At 59.0% G+C, this 19,743-nt stretch carries 19 protein-coding genes; 12 read left to right on the forward strand and 7 right to left on the reverse strand.

Going from position 1 to position 19,743, the window contains the following annotated elements; translation table 11 throughout:
• Nucleotides 1–140 precede the first annotated feature (140 nt).
• Both AC3D24_RS21260 and AC3D24_RS21265 read right to left on the reverse strand, forming a co-directional pair.
• Nucleotides 141–1,334: an IS91 family transposase gene (locus AC3D24_RS21260; RefSeq protein ID WP_489033465.1), complete on the reverse strand. Its 1,194-nt coding sequence runs from the start codon at nucleotides 1,332–1,334 to the stop codon at nucleotides 141–143.
• 6 nt (nucleotides 1,335–1,340) lie between these two features.
• On the reverse strand, nucleotides 1,341–2,249 hold the full coding sequence (locus AC3D24_RS21265; RefSeq protein ID WP_489033467.1) for a tyrosine-type recombinase/integrase: 909 nt from the start codon (nucleotides 2,247–2,249) through the stop codon (nucleotides 1,341–1,343).
• 372 nt (nucleotides 2,250–2,621) lie between these two features.
• Here AC3D24_RS21265 and AC3D24_RS21270 point away from each other — a divergent pair, with 372 nt between their 5' ends.
• Nucleotides 2,622–2,804: a hypothetical protein gene (locus AC3D24_RS21270; protein WP_489033468.1), complete on the forward strand. Its 183-nt coding sequence runs from the start codon at nucleotides 2,622–2,624 to the stop codon at nucleotides 2,802–2,804.
• 85 nt (nucleotides 2,805–2,889) lie between these two features.
• Here AC3D24_RS21270 and AC3D24_RS21275 read toward each other — a convergent pair whose 3' ends face one another.
• The gene (locus AC3D24_RS21275) at nucleotides 2,890–3,021 is read right to left on the reverse strand and encodes a hypothetical protein (RefSeq protein WP_489033813.1); all 132 of its coding nucleotides are present in this window, start codon (nucleotides 3,019–3,021) and stop codon (nucleotides 2,890–2,892) included.
• Between AC3D24_RS21275 and AC3D24_RS21280 the strand changes: the two genes are divergently transcribed.
• Both AC3D24_RS21280 and AC3D24_RS21285 read left to right on the forward strand, forming a co-directional pair.
• The gene (locus AC3D24_RS21280; RefSeq protein WP_489033800.1) at nucleotides 2,980–3,117 is read left to right on the forward strand and encodes a DUF5818 domain-containing protein; all 138 of its coding nucleotides are present in this window, start codon (nucleotides 2,980–2,982) and stop codon (nucleotides 3,115–3,117) included. The genes AC3D24_RS21275 and AC3D24_RS21280 overlap by 42 nt on opposite strands.
• A gap of 106 nt (nucleotides 3,118–3,223) precedes the next feature.
• Nucleotides 3,224–3,667 (forward strand): hypothetical protein, encoded by a 444-nt coding sequence (locus tag AC3D24_RS21285; RefSeq protein ID WP_489033470.1) that lies wholly within the window; start codon nucleotides 3,224–3,226, stop codon nucleotides 3,665–3,667.
• Nucleotides 3,668–4,182: 515 nt separating this feature from the next.
• On the opposite strand, the gene AC3D24_RS21290 is transcribed toward AC3D24_RS21285, so the two are convergent.
• Nucleotides 4,183–5,451 carry a GAF domain-containing sensor histidine kinase gene (locus AC3D24_RS21290; protein ID WP_489033472.1) on the reverse strand — a complete coding sequence of 423 codons (1,269 nt, stop codon included), beginning with the start codon at nucleotides 5,449–5,451 and terminating at the stop codon, nucleotides 4,183–4,185.
• A gap of 262 nt (nucleotides 5,452–5,713) precedes the next feature.
• On the opposite strand from AC3D24_RS21290, the gene AC3D24_RS21295 reads away from it, so the two are divergent.
• From AC3D24_RS21295 to AC3D24_RS21305, 3 genes are all read left to right on the forward strand, one after another.
• The gene (locus AC3D24_RS21295) at nucleotides 5,714–8,260 is read left to right on the forward strand and encodes a response regulator (RefSeq protein ID WP_489033474.1); all 2,547 of its coding nucleotides are present in this window, start codon (nucleotides 5,714–5,716) and stop codon (nucleotides 8,258–8,260) included.
• Between the two features lie 96 nt (nucleotides 8,261–8,356).
• Nucleotides 8,357–10,477 (forward strand): PAS domain-containing protein, encoded by a 2,121-nt coding sequence (locus AC3D24_RS21300; RefSeq protein ID WP_489033475.1) that lies wholly within the window; start codon nucleotides 8,357–8,359, stop codon nucleotides 10,475–10,477.
• A gap of 58 nt (nucleotides 10,478–10,535) precedes the next feature.
• A complete protein-coding gene (locus tag AC3D24_RS21305) occupies nucleotides 10,536–11,621 on the forward strand; it encodes a catalase family protein (protein WP_489033477.1) in 1,086 nt (361 codons plus the stop codon).
• A gap of 77 nt (nucleotides 11,622–11,698) precedes the next feature.
• On the opposite strand, the gene AC3D24_RS21310 is transcribed toward AC3D24_RS21305, so the two are convergent.
• Nucleotides 11,699–12,553 (reverse strand): manganese catalase family protein, encoded by an 855-nt coding sequence (locus tag AC3D24_RS21310; RefSeq protein WP_489033479.1) that lies wholly within the window; start codon nucleotides 12,551–12,553, stop codon nucleotides 11,699–11,701.
• Between the two features lie 101 nt (nucleotides 12,554–12,654).
• Complete coding sequence (locus AC3D24_RS21315; protein WP_489033481.1) at nucleotides 12,655–13,734, reverse strand: sodium:calcium antiporter; 1,080 nt, start codon at nucleotides 13,732–13,734, stop codon at nucleotides 12,655–12,657.
• Nucleotides 13,735–13,869: 135 nt separating this feature from the next.
• On the opposite strand from AC3D24_RS21315, the gene AC3D24_RS21320 reads away from it, so the two are divergent.
• The 3 genes from AC3D24_RS21320 (at nucleotide 13,870) to gntA (ending at nucleotide 16,457) form a co-directional block, all read left to right on the forward strand.
• The gene (locus AC3D24_RS21320) at nucleotides 13,870–14,679 is read left to right on the forward strand and encodes a bacteriorhodopsin (protein WP_489033482.1); all 810 of its coding nucleotides are present in this window, start codon (nucleotides 13,870–13,872) and stop codon (nucleotides 14,677–14,679) included.
• Between the two features lie 96 nt (nucleotides 14,680–14,775).
• A complete protein-coding gene (locus AC3D24_RS21325; RefSeq protein WP_489033483.1) occupies nucleotides 14,776–15,606 on the forward strand; it encodes a Brp/Blh family beta-carotene 15,15'-dioxygenase in 831 nt (276 codons plus the stop codon).
• A 137-nt stretch (nucleotides 15,607–15,743) separates the two neighbouring features.
• The gene (gene gntA / locus AC3D24_RS21330; protein ID WP_489033485.1) at nucleotides 15,744–16,457 is read left to right on the forward strand and encodes a guanitoxin biosynthesis heme-dependent pre-guanitoxin N-hydroxylase GntA; all 714 of its coding nucleotides are present in this window, start codon (nucleotides 15,744–15,746) and stop codon (nucleotides 16,455–16,457) included.
• Between the two features lie 83 nt (nucleotides 16,458–16,540).
• Here the strand turns inward: gntA and AC3D24_RS21335 are convergent, their stop codons facing one another.
• On the reverse strand, nucleotides 16,541–17,128 hold the full coding sequence (locus AC3D24_RS21335; protein WP_489033487.1) for a YciE/YciF ferroxidase family protein: 588 nt from the start codon (nucleotides 17,126–17,128) through the stop codon (nucleotides 16,541–16,543).
• Nucleotides 17,129–17,222: 94 nt separating this feature from the next.
• On the opposite strand from AC3D24_RS21335, the gene AC3D24_RS21340 reads away from it, so the two are divergent.
• From AC3D24_RS21340 to AC3D24_RS21350, 3 genes are read left to right on the forward strand one after another with little or no spacing between them, the layout of a single operon-like run.
• Entirely contained in the window at nucleotides 17,223–17,423 is a 201-nt protein-coding gene (locus tag AC3D24_RS21340; RefSeq protein ID WP_489033488.1) for a ribbon-helix-helix domain-containing protein, read from the forward strand.
• Nucleotides 17,420–19,354 (forward strand): hybrid sensor histidine kinase/response regulator, encoded by a 1,935-nt coding sequence (locus AC3D24_RS21345; RefSeq protein ID WP_489033491.1) that lies wholly within the window; start codon nucleotides 17,420–17,422, stop codon nucleotides 19,352–19,354. Before AC3D24_RS21340 ends, AC3D24_RS21345 begins: the two co-directional genes overlap by 4 nt.
• A 6-nt stretch (nucleotides 19,355–19,360) precedes the next feature.
• Nucleotides 19,361–19,726: a hypothetical protein gene (locus AC3D24_RS21350; protein WP_489033495.1), complete on the forward strand. Its 366-nt coding sequence runs from the start codon at nucleotides 19,361–19,363 to the stop codon at nucleotides 19,724–19,726.
• Nucleotides 19,727–19,743: the final 17 nt, after the last annotated feature.

Raw genomic sequence — 19,743 nt, forward strand, 5'->3', positions numbered from 1 at the left:
CGGTGGGCATGATGGGTTCGCGAGCGCTGACAGCGCGGCATTGCTCGATGTTGCCGCCCCTCTGATGGCTATTGGTGCAGGTAACATCGTCTCCGCAAGCACGAGCCCTGCGAGATAGATAACTCCTTGGCCGTGCCGGGTCACGACGCCTGTATCCCGGATAACGGCGCAGGAATCGGTGGAGCGCGGGCCTGGCGGTGGCGAAGGAAGGTCTCGATGACTACCATACGCCCGCCGCAACACGGGCATGGCGGCCGGATGTCGTCCGTTTCGACCGGTGCATCGGCCGCGGCGGGCGGCGCTACCTCGAGCAGTTCACGGGCGCGTTTGAGATGCCCCTTGCGGGTGGCACCGGCGAGCAGGCCGTAGTGGCGGATGCGGTGGAAGCCCTTCGGCAGGACGTGGAGCAGAAAGCGGCGGATGAACTCGTCGGCGGTCAGCGTCATAACCTGCTGGCGGTCGGCGCCACCCCGGCGATAATCTTTATAGCGGAAGGTAACGCCGGTCTGGTCGAAGCGCAGGATCCGGCTGTTCGAAATCGCAACGCGGTGCGTGTAGCGCGACAGATAGGCGAGCACCGTCTCGGGGCCGGCAAACGGCGGCTTAGCGTAGACGACCCAGCGCTTCTTCCTGACCGGGGACAGGTGCCGCAGGAATGCACGCCGGTCGGCGAGGTGCGCGAGCCTGCCGTAAAACGCGAGGCGCCCAGTTTCGTGCAGCGACATCAGCCGGGTCAGGAACAGGCGACGAAACAGCTTACCCAGGACGCGTACCGGCAGGAGGAACGCGGGTCGTGATGACACCCAGCGACTACCGTCGGGCGAAAGTCCGCCGCCTGGGACAATCATGTGGATGTGCGGATGGTGGGTCATTGCCGAACCCCAGGTGTGGAGCACCGCGGTAATGCCGATGCGCGCACCCAGATGCTTCGGGTCGGCGGCGATGGTCGTCATCGTCTCTGACGCCGCCTGGAACAGCAGGCCGTAGACCGCCGCTTTGTTCTGCCACGCGACATCGGCAACCTCGGCGGGCAGCGTGAAGACGACATGGAAGTAGCCGACCGGCAGAAGGTCGGCCTCGCGCTCGGCGAGCCACGTGCGTGCCGCGGCGCCTTGGCATCGCGGGCAGTGCCGGTTCCGGCAGGAGTTGTAGGCAACCCGCCAGTGCCCGCAGTCGGTGCAGGCTTCGACGTGACCGCCCATGACCGCGGTGCGGCAGGTCTCTATCGCCGACATGACCTTGAGCTGGTCGAAGCTCAGGTGTCCGGCGCGGGCGGCCCGGTACGCAGAACCAGCGGTGCGAAAGATGTCGGCGACCTCGACGGAGGCACGCATCCTCGCTCAGCCGCTGGGCGCTCTTGCTTCCATAGCGGTCATCGCCAGCCTGTCGAACGGACTGGTCACGTTGCGCAGCACCCGGGTGGCGACCTGCGTGTAATAGGCGGTGGTCTCCAGCTTGGCGTGCCCTAGCAGCGTCTGAATGATGCGAACGTCGATTCCGTCCTCGAGCAGGTGCGTGGCGAAACAGTGTCGCAGCGTGTGCGGTCCGACCCGCTTGTCGATGCCCGCTGCTTGCCCCGCCTCGACCACCACCCGGTAGATCTGCCGCGTGCTGAGCGGCTTGAGATAGTGCTGACCGGGAAACAGCCACCCGTCGACGTGCAATACGCCCTCACGCCGACCCACTCGCCACCACTCCCGCAGCAACGCCAACAGCCCGACCGGGAGCATGGCGTTGCGATATCGCCCGCCCTTGCCGCGCTCGACCCGCAGCAGCATGCGCTCGCTGTCGACGTCGCGCACTTTGAGGGCGGCGACCTCGGCCGCACGCAGTCCGGCGCCATAGGCGACCGACAGCGCCGCCTGATGTTTGAGGCATGTGGTTGCCGCCAACAGCCGCGCCACCTCGTCCTGGCTCAGGACCACCGGCAACTTGCGCACGTGCCGCATGCGGACCAGCTTACGGGCAAGATCCGGCCGGTCGAGCGTCTGGATGAAGAAGAACCGCAGTGCCGATACGATAGCATTCATGGTCGGCGCAGGCACGCCCAGGTCACACTGCTCGATCTGGAAGCGCCGAACCTCCTCCGCCGTTGCTGTGTCGGGCGAGCGCCCGAGGAACGTCGCGAACCGCCCGACGTCGCGAATGTAGTTCCGACGCGTCTCAGGACCGAAGCGGCGTATGTCCATCTCGTCAATGAGACGTTGGCGTAACGGGCTGACGGCAACAACGGGTATGAGGATAGTCATGGCAGGGCTCCTTTCGTGGAACCCCGATGCTCTGCCTGCTTCTCGTAGCGCTCAACCGATGCGCTACACCCGCGATATCAATTCAACCGCGCCCCGCACGACCCTCCCGCGCAGCGGGTTCGTGCTTCCACCAGTTTTACCGTAAAGGCGGACGGTCCGCATGCACCGTGATGGCGCTGCTCAATCTTTGAAACTGTGCGTTCCTTCCGCTTTGGGATCTGCTGCCACAACGCGGTGCGGTTTTCCATTAGAGAAGCCTCTTCCGCCTGCTGTTAGCGGACATTTTGGCCGAATGATCTCAGCCAACCGGCCGTAAATGCCCCTGCCACCCCCGCGACGTTTATGATAGAAGGCGGCATGCTCAAGACAAGAATGAAGCGGGTCGCCGATCGCGGCGATCACGCCGTGCGGCGCCTTGCCGAGATCGAAGCCTCGATCGCGAACCTTTCCAACGAGGATCTGCTCGATTTGGCTGACATCTTTAAAGCCAAGCCCCGCCCGCCAATCGGGGATATGGCGTTCGCGGAAATGGCGCGTCGGAATATCAGTCTCTGAGCGCCCGTCGGGAACGGAGTAGCAGAATCCTGTGTCCCACCGAGGCACATCGGTTACGCGAAGGATCTCCCGCAACTTTACACGATCATAATAAGGCGACGACGCGGCGATGGTAGCGATTGGCACCCGGATCAATGAGATAGGCACTCTGGTCCGCGATGGCGGGGCCTTCTATCTGCGCCGCGATGTCGGTGGCCGCTACGAGCTGGAATTGCATCGAACCCCCGTAGATCTAGTAGAGAAGCGCGTCCGGCTCATCGGCACATTGGTTGGCCCGGATCTGGTGAACGCTGACGGCGTTGCGCCAGCTTAGTTGGCTGGACATTTGTCCCGTTCAGTCGTCAGCCACTGGCCGCGATTCTGATTCAACCTGACTCATTGGTGTTGCACACAAACCACGAGCGGGCATCATCCATGCCATGGAACAGCGGATCATTCATGCCTGCGGCCATGAGCAGGCTCATCATCTCACCGGCTTTGAAAGCCAGCAGGAACGTAAGGCCAAGTGGTTAAAGACGACTACCTGTCGTGACTGCTTCGTTGCGGCGAAGCGGGCTGAGGAGGTCGCAGCGGCAGCGTTAAGCAGCGCCGCTGTCTCACACCTTGTTCTTCCGCCGCTGACTGGGACCGATCGGCAAATTAGCTGGGCTTCGACGATCAGGACCAAGCGGCTCGCAGCGCTGACAAGTTCCAACAGCGACGCCGACCGTTACGCTTGCCTCCACGTCACCGACGCCAAATGGTGGATCGATTACCGCGATCTGACGGACGTCGATCTGATGGCGGCAGCGACGAAGACATCGGACATCCAAAACGCCACGGCAGTGACGGCCTCGATCACCGGCATCCCTCGGACGGCATGATCATCTAGCTGACGCCGTCGCACGACCAGCCTTATAGAAACGGTGTCATTGATAGCACGAACTTCAACGGGATACCGCGCGCCCACCCCACTGCCCGATATCTAAGCCGGTGCGAAACGTCCGTCTGCAGTACAGTGCTTTTAGGGTATGACCTTAGCTCACCGCTTCAGGCTGGTCTATTTTACGTTAAAAAACGGCGTATCAAGTTTTAGTCAATTTACTCGCCTAGTCCGGCTGAAGCCCTAACCAAAGAAGACCATACGGCACCCATTCAAACAGCACCGCTGACGCTTCGTTCGGAGGGCAGTACCTTGAACAGACTCAGATACGCTAAGCGCCGGCAGGTTCACTGAGGCGTCGCAAAACACCTGTTTGTCGTACACTGGCTGACAATCGACCTTGTCGGCGTTGCAGCGGGTCTCAGCGGACGGGTAAGGCGGGGCCAGCCTTCTCGACAGCGATCATCACCGCAACAAGCGATTTAACGTGGGGCGGTGATGCCGTATGCCGGGGCCTTACGCGCTAAGTAAGGTTTCCGCTCTCTCAGTTTGCGCCGTGAGAGGCATTCTGAAACTGAAACACGTTTCTTTCGTCGTCGACACTACTGACAGACTACCGCTGTGCGCCTTTGCGATCTCGGCGGCGATGTAGAGGCCCAAACCAAGCCCTTCGCGATCGGCGCTCTCGTTTCCTCGAACGAAAGGTTGGAAAAGTCGGTCCATGGCGCCGGAAGGAATCGGCTGTCCGCCGTTACTCACTTGCAGGCTGAACATTCCGTCCTGCGCCGCACATCGGACTCTTACGGGTTCAGAAGATGCACCATGCGTAAGCGCGTTGCCAAGTAGATTGGATAGCAACTGCGCGAGACGATCGGGATCGCATTCGATCGTCTCGTTCGTCGTGCATTCGGCTGTGATTGTGTGATCCGGATGCGTGCTCGCGAGTTCGGCCACAACATGATTGATGACCGGCTCGATATGAACGGGCTCGCGCTTCAACGTTATGCCATCGCCTAGCCGTCCACGCGCCAAGTCGAGAACGTCGGCAATCAACGCCGCCATCCGATCCCCGCTGCTACGCATTTGCCCAAGCAACAAGGCAGCTAGTTCGGGGGATGGCTGCTTTTCGAGCAAGGTAATGCCCGCCTGGATCGCCGCCAGCGGGTTGCGCAAATCATGGCCCATGACGGCGATGAACTGCTCACGAAGCTGTGCTGCCTCGTCGTGGGCAGCAACGTTGGCCTGGCTCTCATTCAGCTTGCGCGACTGATCCAGCGTGAAGCCGATCAGCTTGGCGAACATCGTGAACATGCCCTGGATTTCGGGTCTGCCGAGGTCGTGCGGATGAGGATCGATCGCGCACAACGTGCCGAAAAAGTCGCCGTCCGGAAGGAAGATCGGGAAAGAGATGTAGCTGCGAAATCCATAGCGTTCAGGCGTGTGGTGATTACCGAAGATCGGATCACACGGCACATCGGGGATGATCACAGGTACGCCGGATTGCCGAATTTCGTGGCAGATCGTCGATTTTAGATCGAGTTCACCACCCGGCTCAAGGCCGAAATTGATCGTGTCACGGACGCCGCAGGCGACCCAACGCTCCTCGGTCACGCGTGCGATGGCGGCGAAGCCCATGCCTGTCGCCTGGCACACGGTATCGAGTATGGTTGGGATGATGTCGATGCGGCTTACAAGCTCAACGTCCGCTGTATGAAAATCCACGTCCGACACTAAGCCACCTTCCGCCATGCTGTGTTCTTGCGGACAGCTACCACCGGCGATCATAGACCGGTTCGTAGCTTTACGGAAACGTCCATCACAGCTTGGTTGCAAGCTCTATATTTAGCGCAAATTTCACTTGATGAGAATTGTCCGACGGTACGATCCATCGATAGGCCGAGGGCGCAAGGACGTTGGGACATACCGGATAGAATGATCGACATGGATCGCTATTGCGGGCTCGTCGGTTGAGGACCTGATGACATCGGGCAGAGCAGTGATTTCGTTGTGAAATCGATTGCCGCAGCTCTAGCAGCGGACGCCCGTTTTGAACGACATACACGCCCTACAGAACCGCATTCTCGAACTCGCGATCGAAGATCGGCCTCTCCCGGAAATTCTGGATGTCCTCGTCCATACCGTGGAGGCGCAGTCGCCAAGCGGCATGATCGGTTCGATCCTGCTCGTCGATGCAGACGGAAAACACCTTCGTCACGGCGCAGGACCAAGTTTGCCCATTCCCTACAATCAGGCTGTCGATGGCATCCCGGTTGGAACGGGTGTCGGGTCATGCGGCACCGCTGTTGCGGAAGGACGGCCGGTGTATGTAACCGACATCGCCAATGATCCCTTGTGGGCGGATTTCCGCGAACTGGCACTGTCGCATGGGCTTCAAGCATGCTGGTCGACGCCGTTTCGCGACAGCAGCGGGAACATTCTCGGCACGTTTGCCATGTATTATCACGAGCCGCGCGAGCCTCAGCCCGCGGATCTCGAACTGGTCGATCTTGTCACGCGATCGGCCGCGCTGATCGTCAATCGTTCTCGTGCCGTCAGCGAACTGGCAGCCAAAGAGGCTCGGCTGCGGCTTGCGATTGAAGCTGGTAGCATCGGTGAATGGGAGCTCGATCTCGTCACCGACACCGCAGTCCGTGCACGTCGACACGATCAGATTTTCGGGTATTCCGACCTGCTCCCAGAATGGGGCATCGAGAAGATGCTCAGTCATGTCGTGCCGGAAGATCGGCCCGCGGTAGCGAATGCCTTCAAGGAAGCAGCGGATACCGGGAAAGGCTGGAATTTTTCCTGTCGCATCAAGCGCGCCAGCGACGATCAGATTCGCTGGATATGTGCCCATAGCGCACCGCAGCTCGATGCCACTGGAAAAGCTGTGAAGATGTTCGGGATGGTCCAGGACATCACGCCACAAAAAGAGGCTGAAGATCGCCTCCGCATTCTCAATGAAACGTTGGAAATCCAGGTTGCCGAGCGAACCGCATCGCTACTGCTTCATGAAACGATCGTTCAATCGCACAGCTCGCCGTTTTGCGCCTTCGATACCGACTATCGCCTCATAGCCTTCAATCAGGCTCACAGCGACGAGTTCTTCCGCATCACAGGGCACCGCGTACAACTTGGCGAGGTGTTTCCAGAGTTATTACCGGTCGACCAACGCGAAACGATGCGTGGGCTTATGGCGCGAGCGCTGACTGGCGAAAGCTACACCGTGACCGAAAAGTTCGGCGACGAGGATCTGGCCAAACCGGTTTGGGAAATCTCGTACTACCCATTGCGGAATGCCGGAGGCGAGATTTTCGGTGCTTTTCATCATGCAAATGACATTTCAGCCAGCATCAAGGCTCAGTTAGACCTCGAAGTCGCGCAAGATGGACTTCGCCAGGCCCAGAAGATGGAGGCTGTCGGTCAGTTGACTGGCGGGCTCGCCCACGATTTCAATAACCTTTTGACCGGCGTAATGGGCAATCTGGAACTGCTTCAGATGCGGATCGGCCAAGGCAAGTTCGACAATGTCGACCGGTTCGTAAACGCGGCACAAGGTGCAGGCCGTCGAGCCGCTGCCCTCACGCAGCGGCTGCTCGCCTTCTCACGGCGTCAAACGCTCGATCCGAAGCCTACTGACGTGAACCGCCTTGTCGCGGGCATGGAAGACTTGTTGCGCCGGACAGTTGGCACAATGATCGAGATCGAAGTCGTCGGCGCAGCGGGCCTATGGCCTGCTTTGATCGATGCCGGCCAGCTCGAGAATGCGCTGCTCAACCTATGTATCAATGGTCGCGACGCGATGCCCGATGGAGGACGGTTGACGATCGAAACCGCCAACAAGTGGATAGATGAGCGGGCCGCTGTTGAACGTGAGGTGCCACCGGGCCAGTATCTCAGTCTCTGCGTCACAGACACTGGCACCGGAATGAGTGCGGCAATAATCGCCCGCGCCTTCGACCCGTTCTTTACCACCAAGCCGATCGGTGAAGGCACGGGGCTTGGCCTGTCGATGATCTACGGCTTCGCACGCCAGTCAGGCGGACAGGTTCGTATCTATTCCGAGGTTGGGCAAGGAACGACGGTCTGCATCTATCTGCCACGCCATCACGGCGATGCAGACGACATCATAGCGGTCCCTACCGTTACGTCACCGGGCGATGGCCACGGTGAGACCGTTCTGGTCGTGGATGATGAGCCAACGATCCGCCACCTGATCGACGAAGTGCTGAACGAGATGGGATATACCGTGCTGGTCGCAGCGGATGGGCCTGCGGGCATGAAGGTGTTGCAATCTGGCGCCCGTATCGATCTGCTGATTACCGATGTCGGCTTGCCCAAGGGTATGAACGGTCGCCAGGTCGCGGATGCAGCTCGCGTGCTGCGGCCCGCGCTCAAGGTCTTGTTTATCACGGGCTATGCGGAGAACGCCGCGGTCGGCAACGGGCATATGGAACCTGGAATGGAATTGCTCACGAAGCCGTTCGCAATGGATGATCTGCGAAAGCGCGTGAAGGACATCATCGACCAGACGGCTTGGGGACCGAACGCGGATGGGCCCCGGCAAGCCCTTGAGGGTCAGCATCGGCCCTAAACTGCTGACGACAAACCCGATTTCTACGCCCTGAGTACAGGCAGCGGCATCGCAAACCGCTCTCTGGCGGAGGCGAGTTTACTGCTCAAGGGAGGCTTGCAGGACCATCTGGCTCAACTGTATTCAACAATGATGGTTGAAAATTCGATGGCCCCCCGCGGTCACCTTAGGGGTTCAGATGAGCTCACCGCGCTGACAAAGGCCTATGACTGGTCATTGACGCCCGTTGGCGACCGATCCGGTTGGCCGCAATCGTTGACGACTGTGGTCGACACGATGCTCGCGTCCCGTTTCCCCATGTGCGTCGGTTGGGGTACCGATGTGACCCTATTTTACAATGACGCCTACATTCCTTTTCTGGGCCTGAAGCATCCTGTTGCCCTGGGCTTACCAATGGCGACCGTCTGGAGCGATGTCTGGGCTGATATCGAGCCTTTTATAGTCCAGGCAATGTCCGGCCAAACGGTCGCCTTTGACGACCTGCCGCTGACGATGGATCGTCATGGGTATCCCGAAGAAACCTGGTGGACCTTCTGTTACAGTCCGTTACGCGATGATGAGGGCAATATCGCGGGTTTCCTGAACGTCGCTTCCGAAACGACGTCAAAGCAGCAGTTGCGATCGTTGAATGCTACGCTGGAGGAGCGCGTCGCAGAACGTTCTGAGGCTTTGCTGCTCTATCAGGACGTATTCCAGTCCGATCCGAACCCCGCCTGTGCCTTCGACGCGGACCAGATCATCGTCGCCTTCAACCAGGCGTTCAGCGACGAATTCTTTCGCGTGTACGAGCACCGGGCTCAGATCGGTGAAACGTTCCCAGCTCTTTTCCTGCCGGATCAGGGCAATGTGATCCGTGGCTATATAGATCGAGCCCTCGCTGGCGAGGCATTCACCATTACTGAACGGTTCGGACACCCCGATCTTGCATGTCCGATGTGGGAGATCTTCTACAATCCGCTCCGCGCGGCGGACGGCCGGATCATCGGCGCCGTCCAGCACGGGGTCGACGTAACCGAACAGGCAGACGCGGAGGAACAGCTTGCGATTGCTCGCGACGCGCTTCGACAGGCGCAAAAGATGGAGGCAGTGGGGCAGCTTACGGGCGGCCTGGCACACGACTTCAACAATCTGCTGACCGGCATGATGGGCAATCTTGAACTGCTCCAGGGGCGAATTGCGCGTGGACGGCTCGACGACATCGACCGCTTTATCAACGCCGCACAGGGGGCGGGCCGGCGAGCGGCGTCGCTTACCCAGCGGTTGCTGGCGTTCTCCAGACGGCAGACACTTGATCCAAAACCAACCGACGTAAACCGGCTGATCCTCGGCATGGAAGACCTGCTGCGCAGGACCGTCGGGGGCACGGCCCAGATCGAAGTCGTCGGTGCGGCCGGTTTGTGGGTAGCCAACATTGATGCCGGCCAGCTTGAAAACGCGCTGTTGAACCTGTGCATCAACGCGCGGGACGCCATGCCCGATGGCGGCCGGATCACAATCGAAACGGCAAACAAATGGTTGGACGATCGAACGGCACGCGAGCGAGATCTACCACCTGGCCAGTACCTCTCGATCTGTGTCACCGATACAGGCTGCGGTATGTCTGCGGAGACGATCGAGCGGGCGTTCGAACCCTTCTACACGACCAAACCCATTGGGCAGGGAACGGGGCTTGGCCTGTCGATGATCTACGGCTTTGCCCGGCAGTCCGGGGGTCAGGTTCGCATTTATTCCGAAATCGCTGAAGGTACGACGGTGTGCGTGTATCTCCCGCGCCATGTCGGCGAAGCTGGCGAAATCGAGAATGAGTTGGTTAAACCCATCGTCGGGAGCGCGAGCGGGCAGACCGTGCTTATCGTGGACGACGAGGCTACGATCCGTCATCTGGTCGATGAGGTGCTGGATGAAGCAGGCTACACTGTCATCGGGGCAGCGGATGGGGCGGCTGGGCTCAAAGTGTTGCAGTCCGGTGCGCGCGTCGAGTTGTTAATTACCGATGTAGGTCTCCCGAACGGCATGAACGGGCGTCAGGTTGCTGACGCCGCGCGCTCTCTCCGGCCAAGCCTGAAAGTACTGTTCATCACCGGCTACGCCGAAAACGCAGCTGTCGGAAACGGTCATCTTGAGTCCGGCATGGAGCTTCTTACCAAACCGTTCTCGATGGAAGCGCTGGTTGTGAAGGTCGGAGATATGATGAAACCCTCTGCGCCGCTTCCATAGAACGATCGGTCGACCAATGCGTTGTAATCGGTACGAATTTTGAACTGGAGACGCATCGATGACCTACCTGCGCTACGCCCCCGATATCGAGACGCCTGAACAAGACGAGCAAGCGTCGATCGACGGCATTATCAAGGGGATGACGCAGGAAAGTGAAGTAGTCGAAAAGCGTGAAGGCCATGCCGTCCGCGCCAGCCACGCTAAAAGCACTGCTTGTGTGATCGGCGAACTGATCGTTGCCGACGATCTGCCGCCCGAACTGGCGCAGGGTCTTTTCGCTAGTGGTGGCACATTCCAGGTCGCGGTCCGCTTTGCGCAGGGGCCGGGTGAGAACCTCGGTGACCGCGTGTCGACGCATCGTGGCATGGCGATCAAGGTATTTGGTGTTGAGGGCGAAAAGCTGCCAGGCCACGACGCGCCGACGCAGGATTTCGTGTTCGCCAGCGGTCCGACCTTCCCGGCCGGCACAGCGGCGGGTTTCCTTAGCCAGGCGGGGAAGATCGGCGCTTTGACGCCGATGCCGGAAGGCGTGAAAAGCGCAGCTTCTTCGATCGCACGTAACATCAACAAAGTTCTGAACGCGGTCACGGGTGGGCCAAGCCCGACGATGGACTTTTATGGCCATCCTTTCAGCCATCCGCTGGACGATTACTATTTCAGTCAGTGCCCCGTCCGCTACGGCGATTATGTTGCCAAGCTAGGCACGTTTCCGGTCGCGCCGGATCAACTCGCGCTCAACGACTGGCAACTCGACCCGCATCAGGACGAAGACGGCTTTCGCCATGCGGCTATCGCCTACTTCAATGAGCACGATGCGGTCTTCGAACTGCGCGCACAGCTCTGGGCGAATGCCGAAACCCAGCCGATCGAGGACACGTCGGTCGAGTGGCCTGCGCAAGATAGTCAGTACCGTACGGTCGCCACAATCCGCTTGCCTCGCCAGGATGCCTACAGCGCTGAACGAGTGCGATATTTCGATGAGGTCATGACCTTCCGGCCGGCGCACAGTCTGACCGAACATCGACCACTTGGCGGGGTGATGCGGGCCCGGCTTCAGGTCTACAAGGCTCTGAGCGATTTTCGCCACCGTGAGAACGGCGTCACCGCTGCCAATACGTCCAGCATCGAAGCCATTCCCGCGTAACGACAAAGGCGTTCGGGTAATCAGCCGAAGGTCGAATTGTAAAGCGGTCGGGCGCCTCGCAGCGCCCGACCTGATTGTCAGCCGATCTGCTGGGTCTCGGCACCGCTGTCGGGGCGGGCCGCGCCCAGTACCGGCGTATCGCCAAGCGGCTCGTTCTGGAACACAGTGAATTCGCCCTTCCCGTCAATCGACGGTCCGCTCGTCCAACGCCCTTCGGGCACGGACTTGTCCATCGCCGTCGCGTAGAAGTTGTAATTGTTCTGCTGGTCTTCCTGGCTTTGTGGGAAAGAGTTAGGGATCGGCAGCGTACCTGCATCGCCACCCAGTTCCTCGATCACTGCCAGCCATTGCTGCTGATGCATCGTATCGCGGGCGATCATGTAATGGAGCATCTTCTTCATGCCGTCATCGTCGGTCGCGTTGAACAGGCGTACGGCCAGCACACGGCCCGTGCTCTCAGCAGCAACATTACAGTACATGTCGGCCGCGATGTTCCCGCTAGCATAGATATGGCTCATGTTAAACGGCACGCCATCGGAGTCCATCGGCATTGCCGCCAGACCTGCCGACAGGAGGTTCTTGTGGATCATACCCTCGATCGCACCCTTGCCCGAGCCGCCGCCCATAATTGCTCCAACGACGCCGTCCGATGCGCCCTCTTCCTGGAGCGAGGTCGGCGCCTTATCGAGGTTGAGCGCCACGGCGGTCGCCAGCATCTCGATGTGGCCGATCTCCTCAGTCGCGGTATGGAGCAACATATCGCGGTATTTGGAAGTGGGCGCGCGGTTACCCCATGCCTGGAAGAAATACTGCATACAGACACGGATCTCACCCTCAACGCCGCCAATTGCCTGCTGGAGCAGCGTCGCAAAAGCGGGGTTCGGCTTGTCGACGGTAACGGGATATTGGAGGCGGCTGTCATGATAATACATCGGAGTCTCCATAGTGTGCAGGCCATCCGCGGCCAGCCACCGTTAAACGAAAGACCCGGACTTAAGTTTGTTGTGCAGGCGTTTCGATGCGACCGTATACGTCAGCCAGATTGCCCAGCCGAGATCGCGAACAGTCCGCCAACGCCGATCGCATAGAGGATGAGCACCGCGAGCGAATCCACGCCCATGCGCAGGATCTGTCGCTTTGGCCGAAATATCAGCCCAGCTGCATAGACGCATGTCAGGAGTACGCCGAGACCGGCTAGATAGATGTCGCTTGCCTTCGCCTGCGGAAGCACGGCTTTCCCGGAGATGATAACGGCGAGGAGGAACAGCACTGGCAGAAAGGCATTGCCGCCAAAGATATCGCTGATCGCGAGTTGATAGTCCTTCATCCGTACAGACGTTATCCCTGTTGAAAGCTCAGGCAGCGAGGTGGCGGCAGCAAGCACGGTTGCGCCGAACAGCACGCCGCTCAACCCGATGTGGCCGGCGATGGCATCACCGCTACGCTCGAGCAGTACGCCAGCAGCGAGCGTCGCAAGCGCAGCGCCCCCGAAGACGACCGCCAGGCGTATCGTGCTTTCTCCCCGTTCGGTTGATTTCGCGTCTTTCTTGCCTTGTGAATGACCCTTTGGCTCGCCTTGCGTATCCGGTGCATCCCCGGCGCTGTCGTGCCAGGGTAAGCCCTTGCTGGCGCGGCTCGAGAGCCACAGCCCCCCTAGCCATAACACTGCGATCATAACTGCACCGGGCGTCAACCGCGCAGCGATCAGGCTGCCCGGCAACTGGGTCGCCATGATCGAGACGATCAGGACAGCGACCACCAATACTGCTTCGATCACCAGCGTCAGGCTGGCGGCACGGTAGGTTAACGGCACGTCTTCCTTCATCGCAACATCCATCGCGACCAGCACCAGTGTCTGGATGGCAATGCCGCCAAGGATATTGCCGACGGCTACGCCGAGATCCCCTGAGAGAGCCGCACTGACGGTGATCGCGAGTTCGGGAAGATTGGTAGCTACCGCCAAGACGACGATCCCGCCAAGTGCCTTCCCGAGGTGCAGACGCGATGAAAGGATGTCCGTCGTATCTGCGAGCTTCACGCCGGCAACCCAGATCACGCCTGCACAGGCCGCAAAGATAGCGAGCAACACAGGAAGAGTTAATCCGTCGAGCATCGAGCCTCACTGAACAAAGGTCGGCCGAGCGGATCGTCGGTCCGATAGGACGCTCGTAGGCACTCGTTGCTAAATTTCCAAATGAATGCGCCATTAACCCTGATCGCGCGTTCCCGCGAAGTGTCGTAGGAGATTATGCAATGTCGACGTCGGAGTGGTTATGGTTCGGGTTCATCGCCATGGCGGTGGGATCGGCAATCCTGCTGGAACCGGCGAACCCGTGATGAGGAGAACCACTACCTTCTCCACCTGTTCGTGACGCTAACCGCAACGGCATCCTATCTCGCTATGGCGCTTGGCCAAGGATCGCTGATCCTCGCGGATGGGCGTGACTTCTACGTTGCCCGCTACGTCGATTGGGCGATGACCACGCCCATGCTCCTTGCCGGCCTCTGTCTGACCGCGATGCATTCGCCTTTCCGCCGATGGGCGCTGATGCTCGGCCTGCTGTTTGCTGATTTTTACATGATCGCGACAGGCGTGGTGGCCGGGTTCAGTCCAACGGGGTCGTCGGCCAAGTGGATGTGGTTTCTGATCAGCTCGGGTGCCTTTGCGTTCATCTACATCGGTCTATGGGGGCCGCTCCGCCTCGAAGCAGAGAAGTCCGGTCCCCGCGCCTCGAAGCTCTACAGAACCAACGCTACGATCCTGTCGATGACCTGGCTCGCCTACCCGATCATCTTCTTGCTCGGCTCGGAAGGGATCAAGGCGATCGATCCAGTTGCGACCGCCGCCCTGTACACCTGTTTCGATGTATTCGCGAAGGTCGTCTATGGCATCTGGTCAATGGCTGGCACCAAGGCAAAGGTCACAGCAGACCTAGCTGCAGGGGAAGTGCCCGATCATGATCTGCGTCCAGCGCCCGTGGCGTACCATCACGTGGAGGCGCCAGGCCGTACTGAGCTGGCCGAGCCGTCAGGATACGCCGCTCTCAATCGTCGCTGATTGATCATGCCGGCGACAACGGTTCGGCGACTGGGCGGATTGTTTGCGATCTGCCCATCCTCGTGTTGGCGGATATCGCCTGCAAACGTTTGGACAATGCTCGTTGTCGGAGCCGCAGCGCTTACTGGGCATGTCGCAACGTCGATCGTACTCATTCTCGCTGTCGTCGCCGGCCTGCCTCATGGTGCAACGGACGCTGTAGTAGGTCGGCACGTTTTCCGATTTTTCGGTTCAACCTGGTGGGTACCGTTTCTCGCGGCCTATGTCGGCTTGGCCGCTTTGGTCCTCGGCATGTGGGCTGCGCGGCCAACCTTCATGCTCGCTACATTCCTAGTTCTGTCAGTGATACATTTTGGAATGCAGGACGGTGAGAGCGAGCGAGCATCCGGGTCATGGTTCGACGTGGTCGCCCATGGTGGGGCGCCAATTGTGGTGCCTGCGCTTTTTCACACGGTGGAGGTAGAGCGGCTCTTTACCATACTTGCCAAGCAAGGCGGTTCTACCGTCCTGTGGCTGATCGCTGGTCCAGCCGTTGGCATATGGGTAGTCGCCGTCGCTGTAGTGGTTTATCGGGCCTCAGAAGCGGGTAAGCCAATAGCCTCGTTGCTCGACCTGGGGCTGACCAGCACGCTTTTTGCCGTTGCACAGCCGCTGGTGGCGTTCGGTTTTTACTTCGCGTTGCTGCATACTCCACGTGCGTTTGTATCACAGCATCGCCGAGGCTCGCTGCCAGCCATGCGCCAGAGTTTGACGCTGACGGCGATGGCATTCTTTCTGGGCATCTGCATCTACTACACCGGGCAAAAAATCGATTTCGATGCAAATGTCGTTCGCACGAGCTTTATGTTGTTGAGCGCGTTGACCGTGCCGCACATGGCACTCGAGTATGGCGCGAGGAAACTTCCCACTCGAACGGCAATCTCGTAGGAGCGGTCGTTAAACACAATCGTTGCGTGTGCGAAATCGCCTTGAGTGAGGTCCGTACCCACGACAACAGGAAAGAGGATAGCGTCAGCCATCGTCACGCCTGATCGCTACGTAACAACAAATAACGGCACGGTTTCATGAGCTCGCTTTTTCCTGATGCGCAGTGGCAGCGCCCAAGCCATGAAGATTTAGCCAGTGAACTTAAGACGCATGTTGGAGCAGCCGATTTTCCTTGTGTCGGTGCCAAGGCCGCTCAGGCGAAGGGAACGCTCGCGGTCTTCACCTGTCGCGATTTGACCAGTTCATGGGACGATCTACGCATCCATGATCGCCTGCTGGGCTGGACCGCCGATTACCTTCGTGATCCTGGGCTGTTCCGCAGCCTAGCCGTCGTTTTTGAAGGTCCGCTGGACCTAACAGAACCAGAGTTCGAGCATGCGATGTGGACACGGATTCAGTCGCTCTCTGACAAGGATGTGTGGCGAGGACAGCCGTACGATGCGACTGTCAGCGAGGATCCAGACAGTCCGCACTTTTCGCTGAGCTTCGGCGGAGCGGCCTTCTTCGTCGTTGGCCTGCATCCTCATGCGAGCAGACCAGCGCGGCGGTTCGTGACGCCGACGATGGTGTTCAACCTACACGATCAATTCGTGCAACTTCGTGATGCTGGTCGGTACGAAAGCATGCGCGAGAAGATCATGGTGCGCGACGAGGCACTGGCCGGCTCGCGTAACCCAATGCTGGCCCGTCACGGCGAAAATAGCGAAGCACGTCAGTATAGTGGCCGGGCTGTAGATGGCATGTGGGAGTGCCCGTTTCGGTATACCGGAGGTGACGGTTCTGCGGAATGAGACCACTAAACAGGCAAGGTGACGGTCAACCCGACCGTCACCTCTATAATTCCCGACCCGGCTTAGCTACGCCGTTACAGCCATCAGGCTTCTTCTTCGGCTTTCACATTGACCGCTGCATCAGCGATTTGCGACGCCATTTTGTCGCCGCTCTGGATTTCCTTAGTGGCATCCTTGAGCTTCTTGGTATCGTCTTTCAGCCCGAGCGCCTTGGCATAAGCTGCTGCGGTTCCGAACCCGGCAATGCCGTAATGCGTCATGCGCTGATATTGAGCGATAATAATCGTGTCGAGAACCGGGCCCTTATCGGGACCTTCCTCAAGGATATGCTTCGTCGCTTCGGCTACCAAGCCTTCCATACCCTTGCAATGTTCTTTCGAAACTTTCTCGTCCTGACCTTCGATGAGTTCTTTCAGAAGGTCGGTATGCTTGGTGATCCCGTCCTGTGAGGTGGTCAGCATTTCCTTCAGGCTTGAATCAGTCGCTTTCGACGCGATCTTCTTCAACAGCTTTTTCATTTGATCATTGGCTGACCAGAGGTCTTTCAGCTCATCAGCGTATACATCTTCGAGAGTTTCAGGCGTCGACATCGCAATCTCCTGCCGACTGTGAGGGGCATCGGCACGGATGAAGCGGTTGAAGCCGAGATCAAGTTCCCAGCGACCGAGCACCTTACCGGTGCATCATTTTTCGCCTATGGAACCACGCCCGCTTGTAAGAACAAATCTTAGCGGGCACTGCGTATTTATGTCTGCTCGCCGCACCGTGACCGTCTCGATCACCCCTGAACAGGACGCGCTCCTTCACAAGCTCCTTGCCTCGGGCCGCTACCGCAGCATTAGCGAGGTTTTGCGCTGCGCACTGCGCTTGCTCGAGCGTGATGAAGCGTCAACCCTGGCGGCGTTCAGGAACTCGGCTACGAAAAGCACGATCAACTCGACCGAGAACGACGGTCGCGCAACATGAACGAAACGTTTGGGCAGCAAGTTATTGACGCCACGGTGAACCTTGCCCGTGCATGGCAAATTTCCCAAGAGCTGTTAGCGGTTGCTTTGCCTGACGGAACGATCGAGGCCGTCAACCCAATGTGGACCGAGGTTCTGGGTTGGGAGCCACATGAGGTGATCGGCCAGCGGTTCGTAGCTCTCACCCATCCTGACGATTTGGATGCAACGCTTGTCGCCTTTGCCAGCATCTTCGAACAGCGGCTGGTGGTGCCGTACGAATACCGCTTGCGCCACAAGGATGGATCGTATCGTTGCTTCGGTTGGACCGGCGCTTTCGAAAACGGCATGGTCTATGCGAGCGGTCGTGATGTTACGCGCGACCATGAGCGTGAGGCGATCCTTCGTGACGCACAGGACTTCGCGCGCCTCGCTTTGTCCGCAGTTGGCGGCGTAGGGGCATGGACCTACGAAGTGGCGACCGACCTGTTCTTCTATGACGCCGATATTGCAGATCTCTACGCCATCGATCCCGTACGAGGACCTAGCGGCATTCCCCGTGGCGAGTTTCTCACCAACGTGCATCCGGACGATCAGGTGAGCCTGAAGAGCACGATGGCTGGCGGACTGTCGGTCTCAGGTGACCTCGAACTGGAGTACCGGATTCAACACCCCGACGGCTCCATCCGCTGGGTGCTCTCACGCGGCCATACCTACCATGATGAGCAAGGCAAACCCGTCCGGCGCACCGGCGTGGGCGTTGAAATGACGCGCCAGCGGCAGACCGAAGAGGCGCTTCGCCAATCGCAGAAGATGGAAGCAGTGGGCCAGCTTACTGGCGGACTGGCGCACGACTTCAATAATCTGCTTGCTGGCATGATGGGCAATCTTGAACTGCTCCAGATGCGGGTCGCGCGTGGGCGTCTCGATGATCTCGACCGCTTCATCAACGCTGCTCAGGGGGCTGGTCGTCGCGCCGCCACGCTGACGCAGCGCCTGCTCGCCTTTTCGCGTCGGCAAACGCTTGATCCCAAGCCGACTGACGTCAACCGCATTTTAGTCGGGTTGCACGAACTGCTCAATCGGACGGTAGGCGCGACCGTAGCTATCGAAGTCGTACAAGCTGCCGAGCTTTGGACGACGCAGATTGACGGACCACAGTTGGAAAACGCAATTATAAACCTGTGCGTGAACGGTCGCGACGCCATGCCAGGGGGTGGCAAGCTAACGATTGAAACGGCCAACACGTGGATCGACGATCATACCGGGCAAGAGCGTGACCTGCCACCAGGTAAGTACGTTTGTGTGTGTGTCACCGACACCGGCACAGGTATGTCGGCCGAGACAATCCGCCGTGCGTTCGAACCGTTCTTCACGACCAAACCTATTGGTCAAGGCACCGGCTTGGGATTGTCCATGATCTATGGTTTCGCCCGACAATCGGGCGGTCAGGTCCGCATCCACTCCGAGATGGATCAGGGCACGACCGTCTCCATCTTTTTACCGCGTTATGATGGCCCTGCGCAAATCGACGATCACGATGGTGAAGCGACATTGACCGAAAGTACCGACGGACAAACGGTTCTGGTAATCGACGATGAAGCTACCATACGCCATCTCATCGATGAGGTGCTGGACGATCTCGGCTATACCGTGGTCGGTGCGGCCGATGGTGCAGCGGGGATCGAGGTGCTGCAATCGAGTGCCAGGATCGAGTTGCTTATCACCGATGTCGGTCTGCCAAACGGAATGAACGGTCGTCAGGTCGCAGACGAGGCGCGCAGGCTCCGGCCGGGCATAAAGGTGCTATTTATCACCGGATTCGCCGAAAACGCCGCAGTGGGAAACGGCCATTTGGAGCCGGGCATGGAACTCCTTACAAAGCCTTTCACGCTCGAAGCGTTGTCAACCAAGGTTGCGGATATGCTGAAGAAGGCGTCCACGACTAGATAGTGCTGAGTGACAATCGTCGTCTCTCCCAGACGAACGCCGGTAGCGACGGCAGCGCTGTTCCAATTGGAAAATGTTTCAAAACTCGCCAGTTCTTTGCCTATCGGCGTCGCCACTAAGTATTGCGCATCAAGGCAGCTGCCTTTTTCCATTGAATTCATTGAGAAAAATCGTCATTCGCACCCAATGCAAGAAAGCCTTCATCTAACTGCGATAGCTCACATGCAAGGGATACAAGCCGCGAAAGCGGGCGCGACACCATTGGGTTGCCCGTGGCTACCCTCGAATTACGAGGCATCTCAAGCATGGTTCGCAGGTTACAGTCTAGCGGTTATAGCGGCGCAAACCTCTCGCATTCGTGATGCAAAATTGTAGATTTGGATAGGATGCAT

Source organism: Sphingomonas sp. SL1004, from assembly GCF_057815015.1.

Excerpts from the sequence above, each read along its gene's own strand:
- AC3D24_RS21260 (WP_489033465.1), bottom strand. The coding sequence starts at position 1,334 with ATGCGTGCCTCCGTCGAGGTCGCCGACATCTTTCGCACCGCTGGTTCT.
- AC3D24_RS21265 (WP_489033467.1), bottom strand. The coding sequence starts at position 2,249 with ATGACTATCCTCATACCCGTTGTTGCCGTCAGCCCGTTACGCCAACGT.
- AC3D24_RS21270 (WP_489033468.1), top strand. The coding sequence starts at position 2,622 with ATGAAGCGGGTCGCCGATCGCGGCGATCACGCCGTGCGGCGCCTTGCC.
- AC3D24_RS21275 (WP_489033813.1), bottom strand. The coding sequence starts at position 3,021 with ATGCAATTCCAGCTCGTAGCGGCCACCGACATCGCGGCGCAGATAGAA.
- AC3D24_RS21285 (WP_489033470.1), top strand. The coding sequence starts at position 3,224 with ATGGAACAGCGGATCATTCATGCCTGCGGCCATGAGCAGGCTCATCAT.
- AC3D24_RS21290 (WP_489033472.1), bottom strand. The coding sequence starts at position 5,451 with ATGATCGCCGGTGGTAGCTGTCCGCAAGAACACAGCATGGCGGAAGGT.
- AC3D24_RS21305 (WP_489033477.1), top strand. The coding sequence starts at position 10,536 with ATGACCTACCTGCGCTACGCCCCCGATATCGAGACGCCTGAACAAGAC.
- AC3D24_RS21310 (WP_489033479.1), bottom strand. The coding sequence starts at position 12,553 with ATGTATTATCATGACAGCCGCCTCCAATATCCCGTTACCGTCGACAAG.
- AC3D24_RS21315 (WP_489033481.1), bottom strand. The coding sequence starts at position 13,734 with ATGCTCGACGGATTAACTCTTCCTGTGTTGCTCGCTATCTTTGCGGCC.
- AC3D24_RS21320 (WP_489033482.1), top strand. The coding sequence starts at position 13,870 with ATGCAATGTCGACGTCGGAGTGGTTATGGTTCGGGTTCATCGCCATGG.
- AC3D24_RS21325 (WP_489033483.1), top strand. The coding sequence starts at position 14,776 with ATGCTCGTTGTCGGAGCCGCAGCGCTTACTGGGCATGTCGCAACGTCG.
- gntA (WP_489033485.1), top strand. The coding sequence starts at position 15,744 with ATGAGCTCGCTTTTTCCTGATGCGCAGTGGCAGCGCCCAAGCCATGAA.
- AC3D24_RS21345 (WP_489033491.1), top strand. The coding sequence starts at position 17,420 with ATGAACGAAACGTTTGGGCAGCAAGTTATTGACGCCACGGTGAACCTT.